The organism is Terrirhizobium terrae (assembly GCF_030323265.1).
Classification (GTDB): Bacteria; Pseudomonadota; Alphaproteobacteria; order Rhizobiales; family Rhizobiaceae; genus Neorhizobium.
In genome coordinates this window covers 526,893-541,544 of sequence record NZ_CP104990.1, presented here as the reverse complement: position 1 = coordinate 541,544, position 14,652 = coordinate 526,893, and the positions used below count along the sequence as shown (strand labels likewise).

Here is a 14,652-nt window from a genome sequence, read left to right as displayed (position 1 = left end):
CACCATGGGAGGAACAGCATGGGCATCGCAAGGCAGAGGAAAATTGCAGGACGCACTATATTGCTGACAGGGATCCTGGCGGCATCAACCGCACTCGCGCAGGAGCCGAAGATCAGCGGCGGCGTCGTACGTATCGGGCTGATCGAGGACATGAGCGGCGTCTATGCCGACATTACCGGCCCCGGTGCCGTGACGGCAGCCAAGATGGCGGTCGAGGAGTTCGGTGGAACCGTTCTCGGAATGCCGATCGAGATCCTATCGGCCGACCACCAGAACAAGGCGGATATTGGCGGCGCGATTGCCCGCAAATGGTTCGACGAGCAGAAGGTCGATGCCATTCTCGACGTTGCCTCCTCCTCTCCTGCATTGGCCGCGCTGGAAGTGGCGAAGCAGAAGGAAAAGCTGATCGTTCTGAGCTCTCCGGGTTCATTGCGCATCACCAACGACTCTTGCGGCCCCTATGTCATGCACTGGGCCTACGACACCTACGCGATCGCCCATACAACCGGCCAGGCCCTGGTCGATCAGGGCCTGAACAAATGGTATTTCGTGACTGCCGACTACGCCTTCGGGCATGGGCTGGAGAAGGAAACGGGAGATCTCGTCAAGGCCCGTAGCGGCGAGGTTCTGGGCAGCACCCGTCTGCCGATCGGCACGACGGACTTCGCCTCGGCGCTGCTGACCGCCCAAGGCTCCGGCGCAAGCGTCGTCGCGCTTGCCAATGCCGGTGCCGACACGATCAACTCGGTCAAGCAGGCCGCACAATTCGGCCTGACCCAGGCCGGCCAGAAACTGGCCACGCTCGGCGGCTTCATCAACGACATCCATGGCCTGGGGCTTCAGGAAGCACAGGGGCTGACGATCGTCGAGGCAAGCTATTGGGACCTGAACGACAGGACCCGCGAATGGTCGAAGAAGTTCTTCGAAGAGCGCAAGGCCATGCCGAACATGCTTCAGACCGGCACCTATTCATCCGTCCTCCACTACCTGAAGGCGATCAAGGAAGCAGGAACGGACGATACGAAACAGGTAGCCGCGAAAATGCGTGAGCTGCCCGTCAACGACGTGTTCTATCAGAACGGCTCGATCCGCGAGGACGGGCGCATGATGCACGATATGTATCTGTTCGAGGTGAAGAAGCCGGAAGATCTCGAAACAGCCTTGGGACTATTACAAGCTGCTCGCGACGGTATCGGCCGACAAGGCCTTTCAACCACTCTCGAAATCCGGCTGCTCGCTGGTGAAAGAATAGAAACCGAGTCTCGGCAGCCTTTCTTCAGCTCTAAGTCGTAGAAACTCTGGTAGGCATGCCAAGCGAAGTAGGAGGCCTACCGAGATTTTCGCGGAAGATTTCTGGGCTTTCAAACCGAAGTCCGGCGCCCCCGGAGGGGCTCGCCTCTAGGTCATCGCACATTTGTGCGGCCCTGATCTAAGACACGGTACGCGAACCACCGTGAGATGCGGCCTTGGTGCGGATCGCACGCTACTTGGGCGCTCTCACGTTGCTTTTCCTATGGTCACGTGAGGTAAAAGGCGATGGACTTAGCCAGGAACTGAACCATACCGCCGATAACAGCGAGCGTATAAACGGCGCCATCCTGGTGCTGTGGTCACAGATCCATGGCGGGACCACCGAGTTGCAGGGACTTGCTGTCTTCGTAAGGTCTATAGCGCCGGTCCCCACGGCGGGTGAGACTGAGCTATCACTTCCTATGCAAAAGCACCCCAAGCTCGTGCCACTCGCGGCCATCTTTGCGGATGAGGTTATCTCCAGAGGCAGGTCCCATGCTGCCGGGTGCGTAGCTTTCTGGGATCGTCGTGTCAGTCGCCCATGCGTCGAGAAAAGGCTGGACGGCCGCCCATCCTGCTTCGATGCTGTCGGCACGCTGAAACAACGTCTGATCACCTATGAACAGATCGTAGATCAAGGATTCATAGCCTGTAGTGCTGCCGATATCGAACCTGTCGGCATATCGGAAATCCAACGATACGGGCACGGTCTCGACGGACTGCCCGGGGCGTTTGATTGAAATCTCCATGCTCATCCCTTCGTCCGGCTGAACCTGGATAACGAGCCTGTTTGGAGGCAGACGACTTGCCACCTCGTTTTCGCGGAATTGCGCAAATGGCACTTTGTTGAACGTAATGACAATCTCGGTGTCGCGTGCAGTCAGAGCCTTTCCCGTTCTGAGGTAGAACGGAACTCCCGCCCAGCGCCAGGTGTCGGCATAGAGTTTGAGGGCAACATAGGTTTCAGTTCGACTGTCGTCTGCGACATCCTTCGTTTCTCGATAGGCCGATAGCGGCTGTCCGTTCGAAATCCCCGAGCCATAGGCACCGCGCACACTGTTTGCCGCGGCTTCCTCCCTCGAATAGACACGCAGAGCCTTAAGGACCTTGCCCTTCTCGTTGCGGACTGCCTCGGCATCGAAACTGTTCGGCGGCTCCATGGCGATCATCGCAAGCAGTTGAAACAGATGATTTGGAACCATGTCGCGAAGTGCGCCTGTCGCATCGTAGAACTTGCCACGACTACCGACATCGACGATCTCCGCGGCCGTGATCTGGACATGGTCGATATAAGTATTGCTCCATAGCCCTTCGATTATCATGTTCGCAAATCTGGCCGTCATCAGGTTCTGCACCGTCTCCTTTCCGAGGAAATGATCGAGCCGGTAGACCTGTCTCTCTGCAACCTGTGCCAGAATCTGAGCATTGAGAGCCCGGGCCGAGGCGAGATCGGTTCCGAATGGTTTCTCGATCGCGATGCGCCGGAAGCAGACGTCGCCTTCTTCCATCAATCCATGCTTGGCGAGTTTCTCCACGATCGGCCCGAACAGGCTTGGCGGGACGGCGAGATAGAATGCTGCATTCGTCGCAGAGCCAAGCCGCTTCCCGATCACTTCGTAGATCTCATCCCTGGTGAAGTCGCCGCTCAAATAGGAAATCCGCGATCTGAGACGATACCAGGCGTCATCCTTGCTGGTCTGCTCTTCTGAATTTGGGTTAAGGTGGCTCAGGAAATCCTCAAGCCTATTGCGCAGGAACTCGTCATCGCCTTCATCAATGCCAACGCCCAGAACAGCGAGATCATCTCCGACCAGGCCACTTCGGGTCAGGTTGATGATCGCTGGAACAAGCAGGCGGCGTGTCAGATCGCCTGTGGCGCCGAAGATGACGAGAGTGACAGGCGGTGCCGATTTTGAAACCATAAGCTAGCTCCTTCCACGCGGTGAATGCAGGATATAGGGTTGCGTGTGCAGCCAGCAATTGTCGCGGGACGGCTTCCATCACAAAGAACGAAACCTATTTGGATTGGACCAGCTCATGAGGAATCTGACATGTCAACGCAATTGCCCGAGATCTACCTGGTTCGGCATGGAGAGACGGTATGGTCCGTTTCCGGACGGCATACTGGACGATCCGAAATCGATTTGACGCCTCGGGGGAGGAAGCTGCAAGATTGCTCGCCGCTCGGCTAAAAACGGTCGTCGCCGATCTGGTCTGGTCTAGTCCCTCATTGCGGGCGCGCAGAACATGCGAGCTTGCAGGTTTTGCATCTCGCGCTTCCCTGAAACCGGACTTGCAGGAATGGGATTATGGGCGGTTCGAAGGGATTACCACGCAGGAAATCCATCAAACGACGCCCGGCTGGCACCTGTTTCGTGACGGCGCCCCAGGAGGCGAGGATGCAGACCAGGTCGGGAAGAGAGCTGACCGTATCATTGCGGAGATCAGACGAAACGGCTCGCCCATTCTCATTTTCTCAAGCTCGCATTTCCTGCGCGTTCTCGCCGCCAGGTGGCTTGGGCTTCCGGCCGGTCGCGGCGAGGGATTTGTCCTCGACACCGCAAGTGTCAGTATCCTCGGCTACGAACACGATCTTCAGGAGCCGGTCATTCGCGCGTGGAATACGTAGTATCAAAGGATCGTTAGCAGATAAGACGCTACGCGTACGATTAACATCGCTCACCAGACATCGATATGCCGAGCGTGCCATTTAATATGACCACAATGGACGACAAGTTCATCGCTCACTAGCAAGAAACAAGATCGATCACCATGCGGCGCCGACACTATCAATCAAACTTTGCCACTGGCCGGCTGAAATCGTCGACACCCGATCTCTGCTCGCAGCGGTTCCGGTTTCGTGAATGATTTTCAAAGGATGCTCGGGGCCGCCTTATTTAATCAAGTCTCCCGGTCCAGGAAATCATCGCGACGTGGCGTAAACGTGTCGATCAACAACCCTTTCGACAATGCAACGACGCCGTGAACGAGGTTGGGTGCAACGATGAAACTGCTGCCCTGATCGAGGCGGGTCGTTACACGATCTACGGTCACATCAAAGCTGCCTTCAGCAACGTAACTGACCTGCGTGTGCGGGTGGGAATGAAGTACACCAACGGCACCCTCCTCGAACGAAAACGCAACGAGCATCATCTCCGGTCTCTCGCTCAAAACAGCGCGGCGGTTTCCAGGAGACACTTCGGTCCAGATGGTGTCGTCGGGCAACGTGTAATATTTCATCTTCATCCTTTCATCGAGCGAGCCAGCCGCCATCCACAGGCAGGATGGCTCCTTGCACATAATCGGATGCGGGGGCGGCAAGGAAAACCGCAGCGCCGACCATATCGTCCGGCCGCGCCCAGCGCCCTGCGGGAATACGTTTCAGAATATCCGCACTCCGTTCCACATCGGCGCGGAGCGCCTCGGTGTTGTTGGTTTCCACATAGCCGGGCGCAATCGCATTGACGTTGATACCCTTGGCCGCCCATTCGTTCGCCAAAAGCCTCGTCAGCCCGGCAAGCCCGCTTTTAGACGCAGTATAGGACGGCACTCGTATGCCGCCCTGAAAGGACAGCATCGAAGCAATGTTGATGATCTTCGCCGGCCTGTCGGCTCGCAGCGCTGCCTTGGCAAAACTCTGGCAGAGGAAAAACACCGACTTCAGGTTTGTATCCAGCACCGCGTCCCAATCCTCCTCCGTAAAGTCCAGGGAATCGGCCCTGCGGATTATTCCCGCGTTGTTGACCAGAATGTCGGGCGTGGCGCCTGCCTCAAGCGCGCGTCCGATTACTCCCCGCACTTCTCCCATATCGGAGAGATCAGCCTTCAACGGCACAAACCGGCGTCCGGCCGCTGATACGCTTGCACCCGTTTCATCCATAGAAGATCGACCGACGCCGACGATATCGGCACCAGCGGCCGCAAAGCCGACAGCAATCGCCTGGCCAATACCTGTATTGGCACCGGTCACGATCGCCCAGCGCCCTGTCAGATTAAACATCGTCATCGAAGGGCTTCCATGGGGACCTTGTCCATATCGGTAAAGCTCATGTTGTCCCCGGCCATCGCCCAGATGAAGGCGTAGCGACCGGTACCGGCGCCGGAATGGATCGACCACCCCGGCGACAGCACCGCGTCATGGTTCTTCAGGACAACATGCCTCGTCTCGCCCGGCTCCCCCATGAAGTGAAAGATGCGTGTCGTCTCCTGCATGCCGAAATAGAGATACACTTCCATGCGGCGGTCATGGACATGCGCCGGCATCGTGTTCCAGACCGAGCCGGGCTCGAACACAGTCAATCCGACGAGCAATTGGCAGCTGTCGCAGACATCCGGATGCACATATTGATTGATCGTGCGGGCGTTCGACTCCTCCGCCGATCCGAGACTGACTTTCTTCGCCATGTCGCGGGTGATCAGCACGGTCGGGCAGGTACGGTGTGCCGGCGCACTGAGAAGGTAAAACAGGGCAGGATTGTCCTCGGCCTGGCTGGTGAACTGCAACGTCCCCCTCCCAGGCCGACATAGAGAGCCTCCTGAAAGTCGAGTGAAAACTCGCTCTCCCCGACACGTATCTTGCCCGGTCCGCCAATATTGACGATTGCAGCCTCCCGACGCTCGAGAAACGTAGTGGTGCCCGTTTCCGGGATTGTCCCGATTGAGAGCGAGCCGGAGACCGGAGCGACACCTCCGACGATCATCCGATCGAGATGGCTGTAAGTAAGGTTGACTTCACCCGAGCGGAACAGGCTTTCGATCACGAAGCCGTCGCGCAGTCCTTGAGTGTCGCGCCGCGCGGCGTCTTCCGGGCCAACCACCTGGCGGATATTGACGGAAATGGTCACGATATTTCCTCGCGTTTCAAGATGGACTCAGGTGAGCACGACATATTCAGTCAGCTGGCCGATCGTCGTGTCGGCCTTTTGCACGTCGAATACCTTGGTGCCGTGGCTCATGATCACGAAGCGGTCGCAGACCTGATAGGCGTGATAGAGATTGTGGGTCACCAGCACGCTGGAGACGTTTTCGGCCTTGAGCTTCAGCACCTGATTCAGAAGAGCTTCCGTCTCGCGCACGGACAGAGCGGAAGTCGGCTCATCGAGAAGCAGGACACGCTTTTTGAAATGCACCGCACGAGCAATGGCAACCGCCTGTTTCTGCCCGCCCGAAAGGTTACCGACCAAGGTATCCGGGGAATCGATACCCGATATGTGCACGGCGTTCTTCAACACCTGCATGGCGATGTCCCGCATCTCGCCCTGCCTCAGAAAGCCGAAACTATCGGTCAGCTCGCGTCCCATAAAGATATTGCGGGTGATCGACAACGAGTCGACCAGCGCCGTGTGCTGATAAATCGTCTCGATACCAGCATCGGCGGAATCCGAGCGGCAGGTGAAGAGCGTCTTTTTGCCATCGACGCTGAGATGCCCTTCCGTTGGGCGATGTATGCCCGAGATCAAGTTGACGGTCGTCGATTTTCCGGCCCCGTTATCGCCGAGCAGTCCGACGACCTCACCTTCCGCGACATGAAAACTGAGATTGCGCAGCGCAGTCAGTGCGCCGAAGCTCTTCGAGATATTGTGCAGTTCGAGAAGATTGGCCTTCTGCATCACGCACCTCCCCGCCGCTCGATCAGATGGTTGAAGATTGCGGCCAGCACGATCAGCGTCGCGATGAACATGTCGAGGTAGAAGCCCGGCGCCCGCAGGAGCAGCAGGACATCAGTAATGGTGTGGATGAGCAGGACACCGAGGAATATGCCGATGATCGATCCGCGGCCACCCCTGAGCGACAGTCCGCCGATGACGCAGGCGGCGATCGCCTGAAGCTCAAGACCCGCTCCCTGCCCCGGCTGTACGGAGCCGACGCGCGAGGTGGCAAGAATGCCCGCTACAGCTGCCATCCCGCCTGCGATCGCGAAGGCGACAAGCTTGACGCGACGGGTATTGATACCGATCGCCTCGGCCGCGCCGCGATTGCCGCCGGTCGCAAAGACATGATTGCCGAACCGGTGCCTGTGCAGCAGGAAATGAAAGCCGATGACGAAGAGGATGATCCAGATGAAGGCGGCATTGATGCCGAACAGCGTGCCCGAGAACAGCGCCGAAAACGCAGGTTCGGGATCGAAACGCACCTGTACGGCGCCATTGTAGAGTAGCACCGCTCCGCGCCAGAACAGCAGCCCGCCAAGCGTGACGATAAAGGACGGCAAACCGAAGCGCAGCGTGATTTGCCCGTTCAGAAGCCCGATCAGGACCCCGACGAGGATACCGATCGGTGCCGCGGCGAAGGCGCTCAGGCCCGCATTGACGAGAGTCGCCATCAGGATCGCGGTGAATGTGTAGACCGAACCGATCGACAGGTCGAACTCACCGGCTATCATCAGCACGCCGGCGCCAAGCGCCAGGCAGCCTAGGACAGGGATAGCCTTCATCAAGATGGTCAGGTTCTGCGGAGACAGGTATCGAAAGTCGTTCGGATAGAGCAGTGCGCCGACGATACAGACAATCTGCAGCGTGGCGAACACGAGAAAGATCGCGCCGGCGGGCATGCCGATGATCTGCTTCACGAGCGACTGTTTTTGGGTCCGCGAGCGTGGCGCGGCACTTTCTGCAAGGATGGGTGTCACGGTCTTGCACTCGATCGTTGGAGAACGGGAAGCCGTCGCAAGAACGCGGCTTCCCCTGATTGCCGGTTAACGATAGCTGCCGATTAGCGGCTTGACCGAGCTGATGCGCGACTTGTCGAGAAAGGCGCCCTGCCCGGTATCGATATCCGTCGGAGTCAGGCCATACTTCTTGGCAAGAGCGATCTGGGCAATCGGGTAGTACCCCTGCAGATAGGGCTGCTGGTCCATGGTCGCGAACATCGCGCCGGATTCCACTGCGTTGACGATTTCGACCGCTAGATCGAAGCCGCCGAACGGAATATTCACGCCCGCATCCTTAATCGCTCCGGCGCCCACGGTCGAGGTGACCGAACCGGTGCCGAAAAGCGCCTTGACGTTCGGATTGGCGACGAGGAATTGGGCGATGATGTTCTGCGCCTCGGCAGGATCGAGGCCGGCGCGTACGGTCTCGACTTTGATACCGGCTTCGGTCATCGACTTCTCGATGCCGCCGCCCCGCGCGACCGCAAAGCTCGCCTCGGGAATTTCGCGCGGATTGAAGACGATGTCGCCGGACTTCAAGTCGAACTGCTTGATCATCCGGTTGCCGAGTTCGTAACCGGAGGCGAATTCATCCATGCCCACATAAGCCTGACGGCAATTGCCCTTGGCCCCGTCGAGATCGTCGTTGTTGAAGCCGATCACGATGATGCCGGCTTTGACCGCGGCGCAAATGCTGTCGTCGAAAGCGTCGGAACTGGATATCGCCACTGCGATCCCGTCGACGCCGCTCGCTGTCGCGCTTTCGATTAGGTCGTTTTGGCGCACCGGATCGTTGTTGGCATATTGCACGTCTAGATCGACGCCGAACTGCGTAGCGGCATCCTGTGCGCCCTTGACCACCGGATTGAAGAACTGGACGCTGGGGTCGAGGTAGATGATCATCGTTGCCTTGACGTCGGCCGCCATTGCGGTAGATGCCGTCATGGTGGCAACGCCCGCGGCAAGCACCGCGGCTTTCAGCCTGGTCAATTTCATTTGCGTATCCTCCCTTTGGATGTGCAATGCGGGTCGCAAGACCCGGATCTCGGCTGGCGGGCTCCGACCAAAGATCACGCCGGCCGAGATTTTCCTCCGAAAGCCATTCCGTCCTCCTCCAAAGACGAAACAGCCCCTATTACCCTTGTCTCACGTTGGCGCGAACCAGGGCGACGGGCGCCCGAGTGTCACGTGAATTCCCTTGAACTGCGAGTATTCGTCAAAGCCGTAGCGGCCGAGTTCTCGCCCGAGACCACTTTTCTTGTAGCCACCGATCGGCAATTCAGGTGTCCCGTCAATGACGCTGTTGATCCAGCACCGGCCGGCACGAATGCGGCGTATGCTCTGCAGTGCATTTTGCAGATCTCGTCGACCAGACGCTGGCCGACAGGCCGAACTCGCTGGCATTGGCAAGTGCCACGGCTTCATCTGCGGTCTTGAAGGTCAAGGTCGACAGCACCGGGCCGAAGATCTCTTCCTTCGCAATCGACATGTCGGTAGTGACGCCGGCAAACACGGTCGGCGCGTAATAGAGGCCCGCCTCCTGGCCAACTCTTTCGCCGCCAAGCAAGAGCTTTGCCCCGGATGCGAGGCCGGCTTCTACATAGGAATGCACCTTGTTTGCATGGGCCTCCGAAATCATCGCGCCGATCTTGGTGCGCTCATTCAGCGGGTCGCCGAACGTCACCTTGCGCGAGATCTCCAACACGCGCTCCATCAGGGCATCGCGGATGCCTTCCTCTACAAGCAGCCGGCTGCCGGAAATACAGCACTGGCCGGCATTGTGATAGACGCCGTAGGCAATGCCATCGGCGGCGGCCTCGATATCCGCGTCGGCAAAGACGATCTGCGGCCCCTTGCCGCCGAGTTCGAGGCCGACACGCTTGATGCTGCGCGCCGCGATCTCGCCGAGCTTGGTTCCAACCCGGACCGAACCGGTGAATGCCACCATGTCGGTGCCCGGATCCTCGGCCAGCATCTGGCCGGCCGGATCACCATAGCCGGTGACGACGTTGAAGACGCCATCGGGAATGCCGGCCTCGCGCGCAAGCTCAGCCATCCGGATCGAGGTGCCCGATGTGAACTCCGACGGTTTCAGCACCACGGTGCAACCGGCACCGATTGCCCACGGCACGCGCTCCGAGGCGATAATGAATGGGAAATTCCAGGGCGTGATGATGCCCACGACGCCGACGGCTTCTCGCAGGACAAGACCGAGCCGGTCATCGCCGATATTATTGTGGGACTGGCCTTCCAGCGCTCTTGCCTGTCCGGCGGCATAGGACCAAAGATCCGCGCAGAAACCGATTTCTCCACGAGCCTGCGCGATCGGTTTGCCGACTTCGAGACTTTCCGTCAGGGCCAACTCTTCCAGGCGGTCGATAATGAGATCGGCGACCTTGAACATCAGGCGTGAGCGCTCGGCGCCGGACATGCGTGGCCATGGGCCGGTATCGAACGCGCGGCGCGCGGCAGCAATGGCCAGACGGACATCGTCGGCTGAGGCATCGGGCCATGTGCCGACAACGACACCGGCATGCCCGGGGCTGACGCGATCAATGGTTTTGCCGGAAGCCGAATCGACAGACTTCCCGTCGATCAGCATTTGATAACGAGGCTTCGTTCCGAGCCGCTCATCGTCGCGGTCGGGTGCAATAAAATTGTTGAGCAACAGTCTCTCCTCCGCCGGACACTTATGTGTCCGCCCTCCTCTTTGCCCGCGCCCTCCCAGGCCCGGATTTTTTGTTGCAAGCTTATTGTATGGTACTGTATGGTGGTTTCAAATTGAAGTCAACGCTTACCGTATATACAGATATGAACATGGAAGCTGCGAGAATAGATTCGGGCGAAACAGCTGCAGCGCAGGTAGAAAGGGACCTGCGCGAAGCGATCATTACTTTGGAACTTGCGCCCGGCACACGCCTGTCGGAACAGGAGATAGCGACACGCATGGGTGTTTCTCGCCAGCCGGTTCGAGAGGCTCTGATCGCACTGGGCAGATCTAAATTGGTCGAAATCCGCCCAAACCGCGGAACGGTCGTCGTGCGAATATCTGCGCGGCAGATGATGGAAGCCCGGTTTGTACGCGAAGCTCTTGAGGTTGCGGTTGCGCGACGTGCTGCCGACAGCTTCGACAATTGGACCCGCCGGCGTATGGAAGTCATCATCGCGCGCCAGCAGGCAGCGAGAGACGCAAACGATCACAATGCCTTCCGCCGCGAGGACGAGCAGTTTCACATCGCATTGGCGGAAGGTGCCGGCTGCTCGCTGGCCTGGAGCGCCATAGCCGATATCAAGGCCCATATGGACCGCGTCTGCAACCTGCAACTTCGCCGCCCGGACTCAATGACCCGGCTGATTGCGGAACATCAAGCGATCGTTGATGCGATAGACGCCAGAGAAGCCGATAGTGCGGCCGACTCCATGCGACGTCATCTCAACGGTATCCTGTCAGACTTGCCGCAAATTGAAGCCAACCATCCGGATCTTTTCGAATAAACTTGTCTATAGGAGGCCTTGCCGGCGGTCGGATATCGTCATGCAACTCCGTCTGACTTGATGTTGGAGTGGACGGCCCCTGAACGGCATCGAAATGTGCCAGAATGAGCTGTTAAGATCTCAATCGAAGGGGCCGCCCATGGACAAGATTATTCGTATTGGCATGGATACGTCAAAGCACGTCTTTCAGCTGCATGGCGTGAATGCTGGAGAGAAACCGGTCTTGCGTAAAAAAATGCGACGCAAGGAGATGATCGACTTCTTCACGACCTGCCCGCCAACTTCTATCGCGATCGAGGCCTGTGGTGGTTCCCATCATTGGGCGCGGTTACTCGCCTCATTTGGACATGAGGTGAAGATGATCGCGCCACAACTCGCCAAGCCATATGTCAAGCGGAACAAGAATGACGCTGCCGACGCCGAAGGGCTGTGCGAGGCGATGGCCCGCCCAACGATGCGGTTTGTTCCGGTCAAGACAGTTGATGACCAAGCAGCACTCATGCTGATCAGCGTCCGAACCCGTCTGATCGCTAACCGGACCCAACTCGCTAACGCTATACGGGGTTACGCCACCGAATTCGGCATTTCCGCAGCTAAGGGGTTAGCACATATTCCGATGCTGCTTGAAAAGATAAAAGCTGACAAAACTGTGCCAGAGCTCGCACAGGAATTATTTATGAGCCAGGCCGAGGAATACGCTGAACTGGAAAAGAAGATCACGGATGTGGAGGCCAAGGTAAAGGCATGGCAGCGTAACGACCAACGCAGCATACGCCTCAACACCATCCCCGGCATTGGACCCATCGGTTCGGCTCTTTTGATAATGAAAACTCCCGCTCCGGAGCTCTTCAAATCTGGTCGCCAGTTCGCTGCTTGGATAGGGCTGACGCCAAAAGATCACTCGACCGGCGGCAAGCTGCGGCTCGGAGGTATCACGCGAGCCGGCGATGAGGCTCTGCGGGCCATCCTGGTGAACGGAGCAACCGCTGTCATTCATCACGCGCGGCGATCCGGTAAGGCTTCTCGATGGCTGGCGGAACTGCTTACGCGAAAGCCGCCTAAACTGGCAGCTGTCGCACTCGCCAACAAAATGGCGCGCATAGCTTGGAAACTCATGGTCTCTGGAGAAACTTACAGCGCAAGATCAGGAGCGGTTTTGAAGCAATGCGCCACATGAAGACTAGGAAGCAAGAACCAACTGTATCCTGATCTTCACCACGTGTAGGCAATACTACAACTTGCAAGATAATAGCAGATGGTGTGATCGATCGATCCGGGACACAGGACACCCCGAGAATCCCATCGGCCCGTCAAGGCCGCCTTGATGTTTGGGACCGGTGTCGCGGAAACCATCTTGGCCAGCGTTCATGTGCGAACGCAACAACAGGCCGGACATATGGACGCAAGCGATCAGATCAAATTATCGAAATATCTTGCGGGTCGGGGGCCGTCCACATATGGGATTTGAACCGCGCCCCACGCGAGCGCGGCCACCAGCTTAGCGGCAGATATTCTAGTCATCCCTGCGCTCCATGAAGAACGCGAAGAATCCGAACTATCATCTCGGCAATCCGGGCGGCAGCCACTATCCGCTCATCGATCTGAATGGCGGCTGCAGGATTGTCTGCCTCGATGTATGAGAAGATGGCGTCGCGATCCGAGAGCGCAAACGCAGACCAAGTGAATTTCACGATTTGAGCGGACCGGCTTTAAGACGTCCGCCGATCGACGTTCAGAAAAATGCGCTTCACTGCCAGAAAGAAGTTCAAGAGGCAGTGCCCACTCGTTGGCAGTCCGGGTGAGCAGGATACGAACTGCATCAGATACTGTGAGTCTCATGCTTCCAAAGAACCGCAGAAGCACGATCCCGAACCTCAGCATCAATACGTGTCTGGACAAGTGCGTTTGCGGCCATGGCTATGTCCATTTAGTAAGATGGTATTGCACTTGAATGGCATTTTTCGGTTGAAGTCTCACGCCGGCGCGTGGGACCGACCCGATGACCCTGTAGATTTTTGATATTAACTTATTGCTGTGTACCGGATCTCTTGGCGAACCTGCCCTGACGGCAAGGCAGTCGTTTATCAGCTTTCGTAAGGTGAGAGAAAGCTCTAGATTTGAGTCTTGGGGAGCAGTCATGAACCGATGGACACTCAACAGCATAGCAGTATCGCGCATGGCAACCATGCCGGAGTCGGACTTGCTATAAGGTCACCTCGTCACGCCAGTCTGTATTAAATCTTCAGTGTTGCGTGTTAGCAGCGCCAGCCTATAACCAGGCGGGGTGGCTACAGTAATTGTATCGGCGCCGTTTAGATGATTTCAACGACTATCTGTCCGTTCTTCTGGCTCAAGATGATCTTGCAGCCGCGCCGGGATAGCCGGAAGGTGGAGCGAGCGCAGAGCCGTCATGTCAAACGCTGACTCTCTAAAGACAATAGTAGAGCGTATACAGGCCGTCGCCGGCAGCCTGACCGCGACCGAGCAGAAGCTGATTTCCGAACTGATGCGGGCGCCGCGCGACGTGGCGATCGGCACATCCAGTGAGTTCGCCGCCCGTATCGGCGTGCATGAGGCAACGACCTCACGCCTTGCCCGCAAGCTGGGTTTTGCCTCCTACGGAGAATTTCGCGACGAGTTGCGCCGCGAATTCTTGAAAGTTGCCGATCCGGCAGAACGCATTTCCGCGACGCTCAACGATGCCCGCGCGCAAGGTTTCCTGCCTCTTCTGGTGGCCAGCGAACTGGCGGCGCTGACGGCCATGACAGACCACATCAGCGATGCCCGAATTGTGGAAGCGGCCGAAAAACTCGATCGTCGGCGCGTATTCATCTATGGCCACGGCAACGCCGAGGTTCTGTCCGTACTGATGGAGCGACGGCTGCGGCGACTCGGCATAGACAGCCACCCACTTTCCGGCAGTCCGCGCGATCTCGCCGAACAGATGCTGACGCTTTCCGCCGATGACGCCCTCCTCCTCTTCGCCTTCCGCCGGCAGCCGCCGGATTATGAACGACTGATGCAGGTGGCGACCGAGGCGAAGGCGAAGACCGTGGTGATTTCCGGCACGATCGGCCCGTCGCTGACGCCGAGCCCCGACGTGCTGCTCTCAGCCCCCGTGCCGGCATGCCGGACAGCTTTCAGACGCTGACCGTGCCAATGGCCATCTGCAACGCAATCATTCTTGCTCTAGCGGAACGTAGAGGGCCGAAAGCGCT

9 protein-coding genes and 5 pseudogenes are annotated in these 14,652 nt (G+C 58.1%); 5 read left to right on the top strand and 9 right to left on the bottom strand.

Features of this window, described 5'->3' with window-relative positions:
- The first annotated feature begins 18 nt into the window (after positions 1-18).
- Positions 19-1,252, top strand: a pseudogene (locus tag N7E02_RS02550) (ABC transporter substrate-binding protein).
- A 451-nt stretch (positions 1,253-1,703) separates the two neighbouring features.
- Here N7E02_RS02550 and zwf read toward each other — a convergent pair.
- Positions 1,704-3,212 (bottom strand): glucose-6-phosphate dehydrogenase, encoded by a 1,509-nt coding sequence (gene zwf, locus N7E02_RS02545; RefSeq protein WP_286577936.1) that lies wholly within the window; start codon positions 3,210-3,212, stop codon positions 1,704-1,706.
- A gap of 129 nt (positions 3,213-3,341) precedes the next feature.
- Here zwf and N7E02_RS02540 point away from each other — a divergent pair.
- A pseudogene (locus N7E02_RS02540) lies at positions 3,342-3,919 on the top strand (histidine phosphatase family protein).
- Positions 3,920-4,191: 272 nt separating this feature from the next.
- On the opposite strand, the gene N7E02_RS02535 reads toward N7E02_RS02540, so the two are convergent.
- The 7 genes and pseudogenes from N7E02_RS02535 to N7E02_RS02505 all read right to left on the bottom strand — a co-directional run bounded on the left by N7E02_RS02535 (position 4,192) and on the right by N7E02_RS02505 (position 10,607).
- Positions 4,192-4,563, bottom strand: coding sequence for a cupin domain-containing protein (locus tag N7E02_RS02535; protein ID WP_374730604.1), 372 nt, complete (start codon positions 4,561-4,563; stop codon positions 4,192-4,194).
- On the bottom strand, positions 4,541-5,296 hold the full coding sequence (gene kduD, locus N7E02_RS02530; protein ID WP_286577935.1) for a 2-dehydro-3-deoxy-D-gluconate 5-dehydrogenase KduD: 756 nt from the start codon (positions 5,294-5,296) through the stop codon (positions 4,541-4,543). The genes N7E02_RS02535 and kduD overlap by 23 nt, the downstream gene beginning before the upstream one ends.
- A pseudogene (kduI, locus tag N7E02_RS02525) lies at positions 5,293-6,134 on the bottom strand (5-dehydro-4-deoxy-D-glucuronate isomerase). Before kduI ends, kduD begins: the two are co-directional and overlap by 4 nt.
- A gap of 27 nt (positions 6,135-6,161) precedes the next feature.
- Positions 6,162-6,899, bottom strand: a complete 738-nt coding sequence (locus N7E02_RS02520; RefSeq protein WP_286577934.1) for an ATP-binding cassette domain-containing protein — start codon at positions 6,897-6,899, stop codon at positions 6,162-6,164.
- On the bottom strand, positions 6,899-7,918 hold the full coding sequence (locus tag N7E02_RS02515; RefSeq protein ID WP_286577933.1) for an ABC transporter permease: 1,020 nt from the start codon (positions 7,916-7,918) through the stop codon (positions 6,899-6,901). The genes N7E02_RS02520 and N7E02_RS02515 overlap by 1 nt, the downstream gene beginning before the upstream one ends.
- Before the next feature lie 66 nt (positions 7,919-7,984).
- Entirely contained in the window at positions 7,985-8,935 is a 951-nt protein-coding gene (locus tag N7E02_RS02510) for a sugar ABC transporter substrate-binding protein (RefSeq protein ID WP_286577932.1), read from the bottom strand.
- Between the two features lie 150 nt (positions 8,936-9,085).
- Positions 9,086-10,607: pseudogene (locus N7E02_RS02505) on the bottom strand (aldehyde dehydrogenase family protein).
- Between the two features lie 143 nt (positions 10,608-10,750).
- Between N7E02_RS02505 and N7E02_RS02500 the strand changes: the two are divergent.
- Together N7E02_RS02500 and N7E02_RS02495 are read left to right on the top strand one after the other, a co-directional pair.
- Positions 10,751-11,434 carry a GntR family transcriptional regulator gene (locus N7E02_RS02500; protein WP_286578410.1) on the top strand — a complete coding sequence of 228 codons (684 nt, stop codon included), beginning with the start codon at positions 10,751-10,753 and terminating at the stop codon, positions 11,432-11,434.
- A gap of 139 nt (positions 11,435-11,573) precedes the next feature.
- On the top strand, positions 11,574-12,611 hold the full coding sequence (locus N7E02_RS02495) for an IS110 family RNA-guided transposase (protein ID WP_286577931.1): 1,038 nt from the start codon (positions 11,574-11,576) through the stop codon (positions 12,609-12,611).
- Positions 12,612-13,174: 563 nt separating this feature from the next.
- Here N7E02_RS02495 and N7E02_RS02490 read toward each other — a convergent pair.
- Positions 13,175-13,349 (bottom strand): annotated as a pseudogene (locus tag N7E02_RS02490) (type II toxin-antitoxin system RelB/DinJ family antitoxin); the annotation flags it as partial.
- 495 nt (positions 13,350-13,844) lie between these two features.
- Between N7E02_RS02490 and N7E02_RS02485 the strand changes: the two are divergent.
- A complete protein-coding gene (locus N7E02_RS02485; protein ID WP_286577930.1) occupies positions 13,845-14,585 on the top strand; it encodes a MurR/RpiR family transcriptional regulator in 741 nt (246 codons plus the stop codon).
- Positions 14,586-14,652 lie beyond the last annotated feature (67 nt).

Coding starts and splice junctions, on each gene's coding strand:
- zwf (WP_286577936.1), bottom strand. CDS start 3,212: ATGGTTTCAAAATCGGCACCGCCTGTCACTCTCGTCATCTTCGGCGCC.
- N7E02_RS02485 (WP_286577930.1), top strand. CDS start 13,845: ATGTCAAACGCTGACTCTCTAAAGACAATAGTAGAGCGTATACAGGCC.
- N7E02_RS02500 (WP_286578410.1), top strand. CDS start 10,751: ATGAACATGGAAGCTGCGAGAATAGATTCGGGCGAAACAGCTGCAGCG.
- kduD (WP_286577935.1), bottom strand. CDS start 5,296: ATGACGATGTTTAATCTGACAGGGCGCTGGGCGATCGTGACCGGTGCC.
- N7E02_RS02510 (WP_286577932.1), bottom strand. CDS start 8,935: ATGAAATTGACCAGGCTGAAAGCCGCGGTGCTTGCCGCGGGCGTTGCC.
- N7E02_RS02495 (WP_286577931.1), top strand. CDS start 11,574: ATGGACAAGATTATTCGTATTGGCATGGATACGTCAAAGCACGTCTTT.
- N7E02_RS02520 (WP_286577934.1), bottom strand. CDS start 6,899: ATGCAGAAGGCCAATCTTCTCGAACTGCACAATATCTCGAAGAGCTTC.
- N7E02_RS02535 (WP_374730604.1), bottom strand. CDS start 4,563: ATGGCGGCTGGCTCGCTCGATGAAAGGATGAAGATGAAATATTACACG.